The organism is Idiomarina loihiensis L2TR (assembly GCF_000008465.1).
Taxonomy (GTDB): domain Bacteria; phylum Pseudomonadota; class Gammaproteobacteria; order Enterobacterales; family Alteromonadaceae; genus Idiomarina; species Idiomarina loihiensis.
On the sequence record NC_006512.1, the window covers coordinates 1520341 to 1536765 of the forward strand.

Below are 16425 nucleotides of genomic sequence, written 5' to 3' on the forward strand. Positions count from 1 at the left end.
AAATTTGAGTCATAAATATGTTAAGAATGTTTAAAAATTGAGGTAAAAATAACGATCTGGGTATATACCTACAACTAAGTTAATTGTTAAAACAGTGTAGGTTTTATTATGAATAAACACAGAAAAAGCTACTTATCACTCTGTACTCTTGCCGCTTTAAGTTCGTTTGCTCTCCAACCGCAGGCTCTGGCTATGCAGCAAGAGCGCAATAAAGATGACGAGGAAGCTATAGAGAAAATTACTGTGGTAGGCAGTAATATTCGGGGGGCGCAAGCTGCCGGACGACTCCCGGTGACTATCCTCGATTCAGATGACATCATTAATACAGGCGCTGTTACTGGGGATGAGCTGCTTCGCTCTATTCCTCAAGTGGGCGATATCAGTTTTAACAACGAGCGATCTATTGGTGGCGTTAATGATGCACGTGGCGATGTCGCTTCCATTAACTTGCGAGGCATAGGCACAGGTAATACCTTAACTCTGCTCAACGGTCGTCGCCTGGTTTTGCACCCGGGAACCCAGACCGAGAACTTTGTTCCTGTTACCACGGTAAACTCAAACACGCTTCCGGTAACCGGCTTAAGACGACTTGAAGTACTTCGTGATGGTGCCTCGGCACTTTATGGAACCGATGCCGTAGCTGGTGTCGTTAATTATGTGCTGAAAAAAGAAGTCACTCAAACTCAGTTAAACCTGAGCGCCGGCAACGCTGAAGGAACTTCAATGCAACAGTACCTTGCCAGCGGTTCAACCGGCGTATTTTTTAACGACAATAAAAGCCATTTAAGTCTGTCTTTCGCTTATTACACCCGTGATGAAATCGGCGCCAATGAGCGCTCATATTCAGCCAGCGAAGACCGTCGTTTTAACGACAGAATACCAGAGGCTTTTGTCGGTGATACCCAATTAGACAACCGTTCGTTATCCAGCCCCTGGGCAATATACGATGGTGAAAATATTGGCCGTTTCCATATTCGCCCGGAATCTATGGGTGATTGCTTTCAAACTTTGTCTGATGGAGTCTGTGCTGCCGAAGGCTCGATTCCCAGAGATATGCGTTACGACTCAGCTCAGGATCAGAGCATGACCTCGGCAATAGACCGGGTAAACCTATTTGCTTATTACACACATTCTCTTGCGCCTAACTTAGAGCTTTTTGGCGAGGCCTTGTACTACGAGGCGCTATCCAAGCGTCGTCGCGAACAAAATGCCAATCTTACCGCGCAGCGCTTCACTATTAGCGAAGATGCCGCTTACAACCCATTTGGCGAAACCGTAACATTACGCAACATACGGCCAATGGATGTCGACCCAAGAAGAATAGAAGTTGAAGACTCCAGTTACCGTCTACTGGGAGGCATAAAAGGTTACTCAGAACAGTGGGAATGGGAATCCGCCCTGCTCTATTCCAGAGCCGACACACTGGATACGGGTTATAACCGCATCCACGTGAGTGCGCTGCAAGAGGCAATTAACTCAACCAATATAGAAGAAGCTTATAATCCATTTATTGGCGGTAACCCGGATAACCTAAATAACGGCACGTCAGTCTATAACTCAGCTGAGGTTATAGCCGGGCTGACCGAAGACATAACCCGCGACAGTACCAGCGAACTAGCGCAATGGGACTTCAAACTATCAAACCCTGTGCTTACATCCTGGTACGCAGGTGACATTGGTATTGCTGCAGGCGTTGAGTATCGCTACGAAGCCTATGCCGATGATCGTCACTACTTGCTGGATGGCTCTAGCCCTTTCTACGATCAAGTCACTGGCGAGCTCATGACCAACTCCGATGTTCTGGGAAGCAGCTTTACACCAGACTCAGAAGGCAGTCGTAACGTCTTCTCAGCTTATACTGAACTCCTGGTACCCCTGCACGAAACCATAGATATGCAACTGGCGCTTCGTTACGAAAGATTTAACGATGTCGGCAGCGTAACCAAACCTAAAGTCGCCCTTAGCTGGTTGCCGATGGACTGGTTGCAATTAAGAGCATCGTACTCCGGTGGTTTCCGCGCACCTAACTTACCTCAGGTGGTTGAGGAAAGTGTTTCCCGAACCAATTCCAGAACCGATCCTGTTATTGATGACCGCTACAGCATAACCGAGATTAGAGGCGGCAATAGCAAACTCACACCAGAAGACGACGAAATTTATAATGTCGGTTTTGCCATTACCCCTTTCGATAACTTTCTTATTACTGTCGATCGCTGGACAATTGAACAAGAAAACGTTGTCGGAATTTTAAACAGCCAAACCCACTTACTTTATGATTCACTGCTGCGTTCACAAGGCAGCTCAAATCCAGCCGTTATACGTAACGATGACCTGGAAGTTGTTTACGTAAATAATCAGTACGACAACCTTGAAGTTCGGGAAATTTCCGGCACCGATATCAGTATTAATTATGAAGTTAACAGTGAGGCATTTGGGTTGTTCAACTTTTCCTTAAATGCAGCTCACTTGCGTAAATTTATGCAAACCCCGGACCCTATAAGTGCCATTGTTCTGGAAGCTCAGGAAAATGGTAACCCTGCCGTTCCTATTGACATTCCGGTGGTTGGCGCAGGTGATTTACGGCAAATGGACGGCAACCCTAAATGGCGTTCGTTTGCTCGTCTAGACTGGGATCTCGGGAACTGGGGCGCGGGTATACGAGTCAACTATGTTGATGACTTTTACGAAACTAGCGTTACAACGTCGGATGGAGACATGATGCCAATTGATAGCTGGATCACAACCGATATCTATCTCGACTACTATTTTAATCAGGAGTCACTCGATGGCTTAAGTCTGCGAATCGGTGCCCGCAATCTGGCTGATAAAAACCCGCCCATTGCAGATGAAAGCTTCGGTTACTTTTCCGATGTTCATTCAAATCGTGGACGTTATACATACGCAACTTTGTCGTGGGCATTTTAGGAGTATAAATGCTCACACTAGCTAATGTTGCGTTATTAAGCCAGTTAGCACTTCAGCAGCCCGGAGAGACGGATAAAAAACCGGAGGACTGCTCTTTTGAGCAGATCGAGTTCACTATCAATTTTGCTGTGGGACGCCTGAACCATTGTGAGAAAACAGGTGATAATCAATACAAGCTTTTTCTGGAGCCTGAACGGGAAAAAATTAACCCAAGTCCCTGGTATGCTTTTGCGGTAAAAAATAAAACTGAAACAAGCCAAACAATCGATATTACTTTGGTCGCCAGTGAAGGGGTTTCTCGATATAAACCCAAACGTAGTGAAGGCGATGATATTTGGCACGCAATTCCATTTTCTGAGGGCGACGGCACGCTTCAATTTGAATTAACCCTTTCAGGCCAAACCAAAGAGTATATTGCCGGACAGGAGATTATTGATAACGTTCATTATATTGAGTGGCTCAGTAGTCTTATTAAAGAGCCGCAACAGACCGAAGTTATTTCTCTTGGTGTCTCCAGTGAAGGGCGTAACCTGGCAGCTCTGGAGCATAGAGTTGAGTCCAGCGATAAATGGATAATTTTAATTGGCCGTCAACACCCTCCCGAAGTTACCGGCGCGTTAGCACTACTGCATTTTGGTGAGTTGCTGTTTAGCGACGAGCCTTACGTCGTTAAATTTCGACAAAAGTACAACATTCTATTGGTACCCAATATGAATCCGGATGGGGTCTATCATGGTAACTGGCGCTTAACCGCGGCAGGCATCGATATGAACAGAGACTGGAAAAATCTGACCCTGCCGGAAACTCAGGCCATGGCTAATTATCTCAAAAAGCTGGTTAAAGACGGCGGCAAAATTGAATTTGCAATTGACTTCCATTCTACCAGAAAAAATGTGTTTTACACCATGCCTGAAGACTACGAACCCCGCAGTGGCGTGCCTTTGAGAAACCCTCAAAGAGTCTACAACTGGATTGAGGAAATTGAAGAACTTGTCGGTTCAGTAGAACTTGATTATCAGCCCGGAGCTCATCCTGAAAGTGGTGTTTTTAAGCAGTTTATCGCTGATGAATTTGCCGCTCACGCGGTGACCTATGAAGTAAGTGACAACGAAGAACGCAATAACATTAAAAAGGTTGCGGAAGCCGCTCTGATCTCTTTAATTAACCGCTTAGATTAAAGGTTTCGTAAAGGGCCTTGCTGACTGACCGAGGTGTAGCTAGCTTTAAAGAGAGATAACCGCTTGGTTACTTTTTTGAATAACTACTCTCAACTAAGGAAGCATTATGAAGAAAACATTAATTGCAATTGCATTGATTGGAACTTCAACTAGCGCGTTTGCCGACTCTCCTAACTGGGATAAAATTCAGGCCTCCTACATAGAAACCGATATTGAAACGCCTATCGACGAAGACATTACAATGGATGGTTACGCCGTAGCCGGCTCGCTTTCATTAAGTGACTCAATTTTTGTATTGGCCAATTTCGACTCCGTTGGTGATGAATCGGATCTCGGTGATGTTGATTTAGATTCACTTAATGCAGGTATCGGCTTTAATCACGGTATCACAGAGTCGACCGACGTCTTCGCCACAGTTACATACGAAAAGCTTGAACTTGTTGGTTCAGTAGACGCCCTTGGCTCAGAATCTTTCGATGAATCAGGATACGGAGCCGGCGTTGGCATTCGTTCAATGATCACCGACTTTTTTGAGCTGTCGGTGAAAGCTGACTATCTGGACATTGATGACGAAAATGGTATTCGTTATGACGCTTCAGCTTTCTTTCACTTAACCAGTAACCTCTCTCTTGGTGTTGGTTATAAACTCTACGATTTAGATGAAATCGATCAGGACGTCGATACTGTCGCCGCAACAGTCCGGTACAGCTTCTAACTCTCAGTCTAAATGCTTAAACGCTGGCGTGCCAACTTCTATAGAGACACGCCAGCACACCACTCCAATATTTTTAATTTTTCTAATTCATTATTTTTACTGCAAAAAACCGATCTAACTTTAAGAAACCTCCGTAGCTCTCTATACTCTATTAGTAAATTTAGAATAAACGCTTAAATTTAAAGCGTAAGAGTACCTATTTTTATACAGGGGAGAGCAAATGAATAAAAAAGAAGAGGAAGTGCTCCGCGGTGACAAAGACCTCGAGCGCGAGCGCAAAGCCGACGACCCAATGATTCCTGACGGTGAAGTCAATCCAATCGATACGGATTACCAAGTAGGACAAGATAACGTTGTTATGAAAGTAGGACCTTTTGGTCTGGATTTCCATAACCGCGTATTCGCTATCTCCGGACTTGCGATCGTCGCCTTTGTGGTGATTACTTTAATGTTCCAGAATCAGGCGGAGCCGGTATTCACAAGTACAAAAAATTGGTTAACCGCTAATTTGGACTGGTTCTTTATTGGTGCAGCTAATATTTTTGTGCTTCTGTGTCTATTCTTAATTGTTTCACCATTAGGGAACGTGCGTTTAGGCGGCACTGAAGCAACCCCCGACTTTTCTTACCTGGGCTGGTTTTCAATGCTGTTTGCCGCAGGCATGGGTATTGGACTCATGTTTTACGGTGTCTCTGAGCCGATTACTCATTTTAGTGCTGCATTTGGTGGAACTGAGTTTAACGCGGATGGTATTCGTACCGACTCAGCACCTCTTGGCGGTGCTGGCGGTGACCAGGCTGCAGCAATAAAATTAGGCATGGCTGCAACCATTTTTCACTGGGCTCTGCACCCATGGGCTATTTATGCCGTTCTTGCTTTAGGTTTAGCCTTATTTTCTTTCAACAAAGGCTTACCATTAACAATACGCTCTATTTTTTACCCAATTCTGGGCGAGCGCGTATGGGGCTGGCCAGGACATATCATTGATATTATCGCAATACTGGCAACCTTATTCGGTCTTGCAACATCACTTGGACTGGGTGCTTCTCAGGCGGCAGCAGGACTAAACTTTTTATTCGGCTGGGCTGAAGGTGATACCACCGATGTGCTGCTGGTTATGGGGATAACCGCTATCGCATTAATTTCAGTTCTTGCAGGCCTGGAAAAAGGTGTACAGCGACTATCGCAAGTGAATATGTCACTGGCGGCTATTCTGATGCTGTTTGTCATTATTGTCGGCCCGACGGTAGCTATTTTCACCGGTTTCGCGGAAAACCTTTACAATTACATTGTTAACCTCCCAGCCCTGTCAAATCCGGTTGGACGAGAAGACCTGGGTTACTCTCAAGGCTGGACATCGTTTTACTGGGCATGGTGGATTGCATGGTCACCTTTTGTAGGTATGTTTATTGCCCGCGTTTCAAGAGGCCGTACAGTGCGTGAGTTCTTAATCTCTGTATTACTGATACCCTCTCTGGCCTGCGTATTTTGGATGACAGTATTCGGTACCGCGGCAATAGAGCAATTCGTTGCGGGAGCTGAGCAAATAGCCAGTGAAAAGCTTTCACTCAAACTGTTTATTATGCTGGGAGGCTTGCCCTGGACAGAAGTAACATCGTTTGTGGGTATTATTCTGGTTATGGTATTTTTCATTACCTCGTCTGATTCAGGCTCGCTGGTTATCGATACCATAAGCGCAGGCGGTAAAGTTGAAGCACCGGTACCTCAGCGTATATTCTGGTGTACGTTTGAAGGGTTAGTCGCAATTGCGCTGATACTTGGCGGTGGTCTCGTTGCCCTGCAGGCAATGTCCTTATCCTTAGGCTTACCGTTTACCATTGTTTTATTGGCTTCCTGTTTTGCAGTCGTTCAGGGATTGCGTTCCGAGCCAAGAGTTGGTAAACCTGCTAAGTAGCTATTAGCGAAAGCTCCTTACCCATTTAAAAGCGGCGCTGAAGCGCCGCTTTTGCTATAACAGGTACAATTATGGAAGCCGAACATCTGGAAATTCTGAATTTTTTACGTCGTTTCCCTCCTTTCAATGAGTTACCTGAAGACGAACTTGTTGAGCTTGCCAAAAACACTGAAATCAGCTATTTCAAAGCCGGCTCTCAAGTACTTGAATATAATGAGTCAATTTCTGATTTATACGTCATTAGGAACGGTTCAGTAGAAACCTACAACCGTAACGGCGACCTGTTTAATCGTTTAAGCGAAGGTGGTTTTTTTGGTGAAGCGGGTTTACTGCGTAAAGGTCGTGTTCGCTACCCCGTCAAAGCACTAGAAGATACGCTTATCTACTTTATTCCCGGCAGTTTATTTAATCGCTTGTTCGATGAATATGACAGCTTTGCCGACGCAGTTGAAGTTGAAGGGCACAGGCGCATAAATCAAGCAGTAAAAGAGCAGGAAAATCGTAATGAATCGCTTTCTGCAACCGTCGATACAATCATTACGCGTGAGCCGGTTTCTATTGATTTGAATGCCAGCATTCATGATGCAGCCGCTAAAATGACAGATGAAAAGGTATCATCACTACTTATTATCGATGAAACACAGCATCTTCCGGTGGGCATTATAACGGACAAAGATCTGCGCAAACGTGTTCTGGCGGTAAACCGCTCCAGCACCCATCCTGTGTCTTCTATAATGACCGAGAACCTGACATTTGTTCAGCATAATAACCGCGTGTTCGAAGCTTTGTTGATAATGATGCGAACCAACCTTCACCATTTGCCGGTGCTGAAAAAAGGTCAGGTTGTAGGTGTCATAGCTTTATCGGATGTGGCACAGCATGAGTCAAAAAGTACTCTGTTTATTGTCAGTGGTATTTTTAAGCAAAACTCTATTGAAGAGCTAACCGAACTTGCAGAAAGTGTCCGCGCCAGTTTTGTGCGCATGGTTAACGAAGATGCGAACTCGCGGATGATAGGTTCGGCAATGGCTACCATTGGTCGTTCGTTCAAACAGCGGCTTTTAGAGCTTGGCGAGGAGAAATTCGGACCGCCACCGGTGCCCTACTGTTTCCTGGCTTTGGGTTCAATGGCACGTGACGAGCAAAGTATTGTCACGGATCAGGACAACGCTATGGTTTTACACGACGATTTTGATCCCAAACAGCACGATGCCTACTTTAAAGAGTTAGCGGGCTTTGTGGCCGACGGCTTAAATGCCTGCGGCTATACCTATTGTACGGGCGGCATTATGGCCACCACCGATGCCTGGCGACAACCGTTAAAAGTGTGGAAAAACTACTTTACCGACTGGATTGAAAACCCGTCACCGGAAAAGCTGCTGCACTCCTCCATATTTTTTGATTTGGACGGCGTCTGGGGGCAACAAAAATTCGCCGATGAGCTCAATTCACTGATACGAAAAAAAGCCAAAGGAAATAAACGGTTTTTAGGCTCTATGGCACGTAATGCGCTAAACCGCACGCCCCCTCTGGGCTTTTTTAAAGACTTTGTCATGGAAAAAGATGGCAAACACCGTGACAGCATCAATACCAAACGTCGCGGCACCGGCCCTGTTGCAGATTTGATCCGTGTTCATGCTCTGGCCATTGCTTCATCACAGCGCAATTCCTTTACTCGTCTTGAAGACATTATTGATTCACAAATTTTGCCACAAGGTCGCGGACCAGATTTACGTGATGCTCTGGAATTAATTTCTATGGTGAGAATTCGACATCAGGCGTTAGCCATTTCGGCGGGTGAAGTGCCTGACAATAACGTTGCTCCGGAAGACTTATCTCATTTTGAGCGTAAAAACTTAAAAGACGCCTTTCAAATTCTAAGTAACGCACAAAAATATTTGCGTTACCGTTACTCGGGAGGCTAGGCAATGCTTTATCTTGCCCCGGAAAACAAACAAAAACAAAAGCCCAGAAAATCTAAGAACATTGACTGGCCCAAACAATTTGAAACCTTAGAACAGCTGAGCCACTCTCAGGCGCTTAAACGGTATTACAGTCAGGGCATCAGTTCGCCGGATACGCCCATTAATAAAACGCCCATGGTTGCCGTCGACTTTGAAACCACGGGCTTAGATCCTGAACAGCATGGCATAGTCAGCATCGCCGCAATACCTATGACCACAGAGCGGATTTTATTTTCAGAGGCAAAAAGCTGGGTTGTTAAACCACGACGCAGTCTTACGGATGAATCCGTCGTTATACATGGTATTACTCATAGCGAAATTGAACACGCCCCCGATTTAGAAAGTATTATTGATGAGCTACTGGAGCTTGTCGCCGGAAAAGTCTGGGTTGTTCATTACCACGGCATTGAACGCCCTTTCCTGCAACGGGGAATTAAAGAACGCCTGCACGAAAACATCCAGTTTCCGCTTATTGATACAATGGAAATTGAAGCTCGATTCCACCGTAAACCGTTATCCTTCTGGCAAAAACTACTTGGAAAAAAACCGGAATCAATTCGCCTTGCGGACAGTCGTACCCGCTATAACCTACCTTTTTATCCGCCGCATAATGCGTTAACTGACGCACTGGCATGTGCGGAACTTCTGCAGGCTCAGATAGCCTATCACTTTGAGCCAGATACCCCACTTGGTGAGATTTGGCTGCCTTGATCTACTCGTTGGGAGGTACGCCTTAAAGGTGAGCGATTGTCGCGCCTAAGCCGAAATATAATATTCAATTTCGGCTTAGGCGAATCGAGGGCAAATATGAACTGGCTGGGCAATTTATCAATGCGCAACAAACTACTGTTGTTGGTGCTTCCCCCCTTATTTATGATGATGTTTCTTGCGGTAACGAACTTAGTTTCGACATATCAGCGTTACTCAGAAGCACACCATATTGAATTATTAACTGATTTAACCGTTGCCAGTGCTCCCGTGGTTGGGGCCTTACAACGTGAACGTGGTCTTTCAGCACTGACTATGGCCTCTGGCTTCAGTCAGAATAATGTAGACAATTTACAGCGGCAGCGCGATGAGCTGGATCAATTTATTAACCAGTTCTTAACTAAAACACAAAATATTGCAGCTGAAATAACTTTTTCAAAGAAAATTCAGCAGAAAATTGAAGCTGTACAAAACAATAAACTGGATGAGTGGCGCGGTAAAATAGACAGCCGCCAAATGGATCGCCAGCAAATGGTGAACCTTTATACTCAAGCCATAAGCTCATTACTTAGTGTTGTCGACGATGTCATTGCTGAGTCCTCAAATTCGCAAATTACGCGGGAACTCAGCACCTATTCTTTAATAGCAAATACAGCCGAAGCGGCAGGAAAAGAACGAGCGTCTGTCGCTGCTTATTTAGCCTCCGGACAAGCCAATACGAAAGAACTGGCTAAACTGCAAAGTTTGTCCGGACAACAGCATGCGCTATTGGATAACGCCTTCTATGCCGCGAATAAGTCGTTAAAACCGCTGATAGAAGAACTGATAAATTCGTCTCAGCTGGCTAAAGTAAAAGCCACACGCGAGCAGCTTCTGGAAAGCGATGTTTTTTCTCAACTGAGTGGTATGGAATGGTTCCAACTCAGTACTCAATATATCACCAGAATCAATAAAGCGAATCAGGCGGTGCTCGAAGTCGTTAGTGAATCCTCTATAGCAACAGCAAGCGAAACGTTAAGCCAGTTGTGGCTGTTAGTTATTCTGATTTCTGCTTTTATCCTGGCGATTGTAGTACTCACGTTCTTTATTCTGAAAGGAATATACAGCCAGGTAAGAGAGCTCCTCGAAGGCATAGACTTTGTAATGAAAAACAAAGATTTACGCCGGAAAGTTTCAAGTAAAACAACGGATGAACTGGGGAATATTGGTTCGGCTTTTAACCAGTTGCTGGAGAAGTTTAACGCTTCTTTGAATAAAATTGATCAAATGAGTGTTCAGCTTGCCACGGCAACCGAAGAAACAAGCTCTACTGCTTCGCAAAACTCGGAGCAAATAACCCGTCAGCAAAAACAAACCGAACAGGTCGCTACTGCCACTGAAGAAATGAGCGCTACCGCATCAGAAATTAGCGAGAATATTCAACGCGTTGTCGATGCTGCCGATAGTTCCATCAACAGCAAAAACAAAGGTGAAGCCGCTGTTCGCGAAAGTATCAACAGTGTCAGAGCCTTAGCTTCTGCGATAGGAAATGTAGGCGAAGTAATTAGTCAATTGCAGGAACGCAGCGTTAACATTAATCGCGTTATTGACGTTATTCAAAATGTCGCCGACCAGACTAATTTACTTGCGCTAAATGCTGCAATCGAAGCCGCTCGCGCAGGCGAACATGGTCGTGGTTTTTCAGTTGTGGCTGACGAGGTGCGAAAATTAGCAAGCCAGACTCATAATTCAACCAATGAAATTTCTGAAATGCTGACCGGTTTTCAGCAGCTATCAGATGCCGCCTATAAAGATGTGAATGAAAGTAAATCTATAGCCACAGCAACAGAGGAGCAAGCCAGAGAGCTAGAACAGGCTTTTGCAGTCATATCTGAGGACATAAATAGTATCTCCGAAATGTCGACTCAAATAGCGACCGCATCTGAAGAGCAAGTTGCTGTAGCAAAAGATATTGCCAACAATATGGAGTCAGTTAATGAAGCGTCGCTTCTTATTCTGACAGGCTCGCAGGAGATTAAGAGCGTAACCGAGGAACAGGCTAAATCGGCCAGAGAATTACAAGATTTAGCGATGGAGTTTAAAACCGCTTAATTGTTACCTCAATGACTATAAGGCCTGACTTTTTTATTGTCGGGCTTTCTGTTCTCAGGCCGCTCAGAAAAGAGTCTGCGGGTAATTTCTTGTTTAATTCAACGCGTGTGAAGTTAAGTAAAAAGTCTGGACTCTGACGCTAATTAATATCACCCTTGCTCTCTTAGTCTCAAAAAAACCACATCAGAAATTGGTTTTATAAAAAGCAAAAAGGTAACAATAATGAAAATCCGGCTTTCCATGCTTACTTTACTTTTAGGAACAGCATTATCTCATACCTCGATCGCTCAGGATCAAGTGATTAAACCAGCTCCCAGGGTTTCAACTCAGGCTCAGGCTGAGTTTTTTGCTGCTATAAACAAGCTTTGTGGTAATTCTTATGTAGGCGAGGTAACAGTCGATACGCCAACGTCAGAAGGGTTCGAAGGTGACTTAGTGATGCACGTTCGTAAGTGTGGTGAACAACGAATCGAAATCCCTTTTCATGTCGGAGACAACCACTCGCGCACCTGGATATTAACCCAAACAGGTTCCGGTATTAGCCTAAAACACGATCACCGTAAACCTGACGGCAACTATGATCCGTTAACTATGTATGGCGGACATACCACTGACAAGGGCTATGCAACTGCACAATCCTTTCCTGTAGATGCCTATTCTAAAGAGTTATTTATTGAACTTGGCGTCCCGCAATCAAATACAAACACCTGGCAAATGTACATTCACGACAATACCTTTACGTATCGTTTGGTTAGAGAAGGTCGCGAGTTTCGGGTGGACTTTGACTTAACGGAGCCGGTTGAAACACCAGCTACTCCATGGGGATACGCGGACTAAGGTTTGCCGAGTAAAACTAATTAATATCGCTCCAGTGCGTATTTTTATTACTTTTTTCTTCCTTTTCCATTAGCACCAGAGTGAGATAAATTTTGGTGGGCAGCGACAGAATAACGCCAACAGCATTCATCGCTGCCCCCAAAATATAGCCACGAAAATCAATATCATCGTTGCCAATAGTCACAGCCAGCACAACATGCCCTAACAAAATTAGGGTAATGCCGGTGATCATGGCAATTTTGAGTAACTTGACTTGCGTGGCTTTTTCCACTTAAAGAACGTCCCCCGGAATACACACCTGCCCTTCCATTAACACTCGGGCACTGCGACTCATAATGGCTTTAATGGCTGTCCATTGACCATTCACCTGTTTACATTCAGCGCCTACTTGCAAGGTACCTGAAGGATGGCCGAAATTCACCATAGTACGGTCTTTACCGCCCGCGGCTAAATTAACGGTTGTACCTGGAATAGCTGCAGCAGTGCCGATAGCAACAGCAGCAGTGCCCATCATGGCGTGATGCAATTTTCCCATCGACATCGCCCTTACCAGCAAGTCAATGTCGTTGGCCTTAATGACCTTGCCACTGGATGCGGTGTAGTCTTTTGGCGTTGCCACAAAAGCCACTTTAGGCGTGTGTTGCCGGTTAGCCGCCTCGCTAATGTCGTCAATCAAGCCCATCTTCACCGCACCATAGGCACGGATGGTTTCAAAGCGCTCCAGTGCTTCAGGACTGCCGTTAATGACTTCCTGCAACTCAGTACCGTCGTATCCAATTTCCTCCGCATTGAGGAAAATGGTCGGGATGCCCGCATTAATCATCGTAGCTTTTAATGTACCAATGCCAGGAACCTCTAAATCATCGATTAAGTTACCGGTCGGAAACATGGATTCGCCGTCGGCAGACGGGTCCATAAACTCCACCGGAACTTCAGCCGCCGGGAAGGTGACACCGTCCAGAATAAAGTCACCGGTTTCCTGCACTTCGCCATTAACCATAGGCACTTTATTGACAATGGTTTTGCCAATATTGGCTTGCCAGATGCGCACTTCGCACACACCGTTTTCAGGTAAACGCTCAGCATCGACAAGACCGTTAGCAATAGCAAATGGTCCTACTGCCGAAGATAAATTCCCGCAGTTTCCGCTCCAGTCGACAAAAGGCTTATCAATAGACACCTGACCGAACAGGTAGTCTACGTCATGGCCTGGTTGCTCACTTTTAGAGACGATAACCGTTTTGCTGGTACTCGAGGTCGCACCTCCCATACCGTCGGTATGCTTGGCATAAGGATCCGGGCTACCGATTACACGCATCAGCATGGCATCACGCACAGCACCCGGCTGTTGTGCCGGTTCGGGTAAGTCCTGCAAACGGAAAAATACGCCTTTCGAGGTCCCGCCACGCATATAGGTGGCGGGAATTTTAATTTGTGGTTTCTGCTTCATTATTAGAACTCCTTAGCTTGCTTCTGCTTCTAAAAAGTCCTGAGCAAAACGTTGCAGCACACCGCCGGCTTCATAAATTGACACTTCTTCTTTGGTGTCTAAGCGGCACTGTACCGGCACTTCTTCACTGTCACCATTGGCACGATGAATCACCAGCGTTAGCTTAGACCCGGCCTCAGGTGTACCTTTCACATCAAAGGTTTCAGTGCCGTCAATATTCAGCGTTTTACGTGTAGTGCCCTCTTCAAACTGCAGCGGTAATACGCCCATACCAATTAAGTTGGTACGGTGAATACGCTCAAAACCTTCGGCAACAATGACTTCAACACCCGCTAAGCGCACACCTTTTGCCGCCCAGTCGCGTGACGAGCCCTGACCGTAGTCTGCACCAGCGACAATAATCAGCGGCTGTTTGTTTTCCATATAGTGTTCAATGGCTTCCCACATGCGCACGGTTTTACCTTCCGGCTCAATGCGTGCCAGCGAGCCCTGAATGACTTTACCGTCTTCGCCTTTCACCATTTCATTAAACAGTTTCGGGTTAGCAAAGGTCGCGCGCTGCGCTGTTAAATGGTCGCCACGATGCGTTGCGTAAGAGTTAAAATCCTCTTCCGGCACACCCATTTTCGCCAGATACTCACCCGCCGCACTGTCAGCCATAATGGCGTTTGACGGTGACAAATGGTCGGTGGTGATGTTATCACCCAGCACGGCTAACGGGCGCATGCCCTTCATGGTACGTTCTGCAGCTAATGCGCCTTCCCAATATGGCGGACGACGAATATAAGTGGTTTGCGGGCGCCAGTCATATAGCGGATTGTTTTTCTCGCCGTAATCCACCGACAGGTCAAACATCGGGTCATACACCTTACGGAATTGCTCAGGCTTAACGCTCTGTTTCACAATGGCATCAATTTCTTCGTCGCTTGGCCAAATGTCTTTCAGCGTTACCGGATTACCGTCAGGGTCAATGCCCAATACGTCTTTCTCAATATCAAAACGAATGGTACCCGCTATGGCGTAGGCTACGACCAATGGTGGAGACGCCAAAAACGCCTGCTTAGCATATGGGTGAATGCGGCCATCAAAGTTACGGTTACCGGATAGTACCGCTGTGGAGAACAAGTCGCGGTCAATGATTTCCTGCTGTATCTTCGGATCTAAAGAACCACTCATGCCGTTACAGGTGGTACAGGCAAACGCCACCACGCCAAAGCCTAAATCTTCCAACTCAGGCAACAATTCAGCTTCTTCCAGATACATTTTGACCGTCTTAGATCCCGGTGCCAGCGATGATTTCACCCATGGCTTACGGGTTAACCCCAACTTGTTCGCGTTACGGGCAATAAGGCCAGCCGCAATCATATTGCGTGGGTTACTGGTATTAGTACAGCTGGTAATAGCCGCAATAATCACCGCTCCGTCAGGCATTTTGCCCTCTTCCGGGTTCTCAATGTGCTTCGCAACACCACGCTCCGACAGTTCCGATGCCGGTAGCAGCGAATGCGGGTTCGAAGGCCCGGCCAGGTTACGCTTAACTTTCGATAAATCGAACTTAAGTACTCGGCCATATTCGGCAGACTTTAAGCTGTCGGCCCACAATCCGGTTTCTTTGGCAAAATGCTCAACCAATTCTACCTGGTCATCGTCACGACCGGTCAGTTTCAGGTAATCAATAGTTTGATCATCAATATAGAACATGGCCGCAGTCGCGCCGTATTCCGGTGTCATATTAGAAATGGTTGCACGGTCGCCAACGGTTAAAGCTTCTGCACCTTCGCCGTAAAACTCCAGGTAGGCGCCAACGACACGCTCTTTACGCAAGAACTCGGTCATTTCCAACACTAAATCCGTGCTGGTAATACCCGGTTGCAGTTTACCGCTCAGCTCAACGCCAATAATGTCAGGCAAGCGCATATAAGATGCACGCCCCAGCATAACGCTTTCCGCTTCCAGGCCACCAACACCGACAGAGATAACACCTAAGGCATCAACCATTGGCGTATGGCTGTCAGTACCTACACAGGTATCGACAAAAGCGACATTGTCACGTACCTGAACTACCGGGGACATTTTCTCCAGGTTGATCTGGTGCATAATGCCGTTGCCGGGAGGAATGACATCAACGTTTTTAAAAGCCGTTTTGGTCCAGTTAATAAAGTGAAAACGGTCATCGTTACGACGGTCTTCAATAGCCCGGTTTTTTTCAAAAGCGTCTTTATCAAAACCTGCATGCTCAACGGCCAGTGAATGATCAACAATCAACTGGGTTGGTACCACAGGGTTCACTTTGGCGGGGTCCCCGCCTTTTTCAGCAATGGCGTCACGCAATCCGGCTAAATCCACTAAGGCTGTCTGACCTAAAATATCATGACAGACAACGCGTGCCGGGAACCATGGGAAATCGTGTTCTTTTTTGCGGTAAATCAACTGTTCTAACGATTGCGTCAGAATATCCGCCGGGCAGCGACGGACTAAGTTTTCAGCTAATACACGGGAAGTATAAGGCAGGCGCGCATAGGCACCCGGTTCAATCGCATCTACAGCGGCTTGAGTATCAAAGTACTCGAGCGTAGTACCAGCGAGTTTTTTACGGTATGAAGTCATGAGTTACCACTTATCGTCATGGTTAAACGAAAAAA

General features: G+C 46.1%; 11 protein-coding genes. 8 read left to right on the plus strand and 3 right to left on the minus strand.

The genetic code is table 11. The annotated features are described in order from the left end of the window. Window positions 1–108 precede the first annotated feature (108 nt). The 8 genes from IL_RS07260 (at window position 109) to IL_RS07295 (ending at window position 12333) form a co-directional block, all read left to right on the plus strand. On the plus strand, window positions 109–2925 hold the full coding sequence (locus IL_RS07260; RefSeq protein ID WP_016341337.1) for a TonB-dependent receptor domain-containing protein: 2817 nt from the start codon (window positions 109–111) through the stop codon (window positions 2923–2925). An 8-nt stretch (window positions 2926–2933) separates the two neighbouring features. Then, on the plus strand, window positions 2934–4103 hold the full coding sequence (locus IL_RS07265) for a M14 family metallopeptidase (RefSeq protein ID WP_011234662.1): 1170 nt from the start codon (window positions 2934–2936) through the stop codon (window positions 4101–4103). 106 nt (window positions 4104–4209) lie between these two features. Then, window positions 4210–4818, plus strand: a complete 609-nt coding sequence (locus tag IL_RS07270; RefSeq protein WP_011234663.1) for an outer membrane protein — start codon at window positions 4210–4212, stop codon at window positions 4816–4818. 292 nt (window positions 4819–5110) lie between these two features. After that, window positions 5111–6733: a BCCT family transporter gene (locus tag IL_RS07275; protein ID WP_034821243.1), complete on the plus strand. Its 1623-nt coding sequence runs from the start codon at window positions 5111–5113 to the stop codon at window positions 6731–6733. Window positions 6734–6804: 71 nt separating this feature from the next. Further along, a complete protein-coding gene (locus IL_RS07280) occupies window positions 6805–8658 on the plus strand; it encodes a DUF294 nucleotidyltransferase-like domain-containing protein (protein WP_011234665.1) in 1854 nt (617 codons plus the stop codon). Window positions 8659–8661: 3 nt separating this feature from the next. Further along, window positions 8662–9408 (plus strand): 3'-5' exonuclease, encoded by a 747-nt coding sequence (locus IL_RS07285; RefSeq protein WP_011234666.1) that lies wholly within the window; start codon window positions 8662–8664, stop codon window positions 9406–9408. Window positions 9409–9528: 120 nt separating this feature from the next. Next, window positions 9529–11496, plus strand: a complete 1968-nt coding sequence (locus IL_RS07290; protein WP_237699331.1) for a methyl-accepting chemotaxis protein — start codon at window positions 9529–9531, stop codon at window positions 11494–11496. A 222-nt stretch (window positions 11497–11718) separates the two neighbouring features. After that, window positions 11719–12333, plus strand: a complete 615-nt coding sequence (locus IL_RS07295; RefSeq protein ID WP_011234668.1) for a hypothetical protein — start codon at window positions 11719–11721, stop codon at window positions 12331–12333. A 16-nt stretch (window positions 12334–12349) separates the two neighbouring features. Here IL_RS07295 and IL_RS07300 read toward each other — a convergent pair whose 3' ends face one another. From IL_RS07300 to acnD, 3 genes are read right to left on the minus strand one after another with little or no spacing between them, the layout of a single operon-like run. After that, window positions 12350–12604, minus strand: coding sequence for a hypothetical protein (locus tag IL_RS07300; RefSeq protein WP_011234669.1), 255 nt, complete (start codon window positions 12602–12604; stop codon window positions 12350–12352). Continuing rightward, window positions 12605–13783, minus strand: coding sequence for a 2-methylaconitate cis-trans isomerase PrpF (prpF, locus tag IL_RS07305; protein ID WP_011234670.1), 1179 nt, complete (start codon window positions 13781–13783; stop codon window positions 12605–12607). It abuts the gene before it with no gap. A gap of 12 nt (window positions 13784–13795) precedes the next feature. Continuing rightward, window positions 13796–16390, minus strand: coding sequence for a Fe/S-dependent 2-methylisocitrate dehydratase AcnD (gene acnD, locus IL_RS07310; RefSeq protein WP_011234671.1), 2595 nt, complete (start codon window positions 16388–16390; stop codon window positions 13796–13798). Window positions 16391–16425: the final 35 nt, after the last annotated feature.

Bases quoted from the DNA above. Each gene is read 5' to 3' on its own strand.
- IL_RS07260 (WP_016341337.1), top strand. From the start codon at position 109: ATGAATAAACACAGAAAAAGCTACTTATCACTCTGTACTCTTGCCGCT.
- IL_RS07265 (WP_011234662.1), top strand. From the start codon at position 2,934: ATGCTCACACTAGCTAATGTTGCGTTATTAAGCCAGTTAGCACTTCAG.
- IL_RS07270 (WP_011234663.1), top strand. From the start codon at position 4,210: ATGAAGAAAACATTAATTGCAATTGCATTGATTGGAACTTCAACTAGC.
- IL_RS07275 (WP_034821243.1), top strand. From the start codon at position 5,111: ATGATTCCTGACGGTGAAGTCAATCCAATCGATACGGATTACCAAGTA.
- IL_RS07280 (WP_011234665.1), top strand. From the start codon at position 6,805: ATGGAAGCCGAACATCTGGAAATTCTGAATTTTTTACGTCGTTTCCCT.
- IL_RS07285 (WP_011234666.1), top strand. From the start codon at position 8,662: ATGCTTTATCTTGCCCCGGAAAACAAACAAAAACAAAAGCCCAGAAAA.
- IL_RS07290 (WP_237699331.1), top strand. From the start codon at position 9,529: ATGCGCAACAAACTACTGTTGTTGGTGCTTCCCCCCTTATTTATGATG.
- IL_RS07295 (WP_011234668.1), top strand. From the start codon at position 11,719: ATGAAAATCCGGCTTTCCATGCTTACTTTACTTTTAGGAACAGCATTA.
- prpF (WP_011234670.1), bottom strand. From the start codon at position 13,783: ATGAAGCAGAAACCACAAATTAAAATTCCCGCCACCTATATGCGTGGC.
- acnD (WP_011234671.1), bottom strand. From the start codon at position 16,390: ATGACTTCATACCGTAAAAAACTCGCTGGTACTACGCTCGAGTACTTT.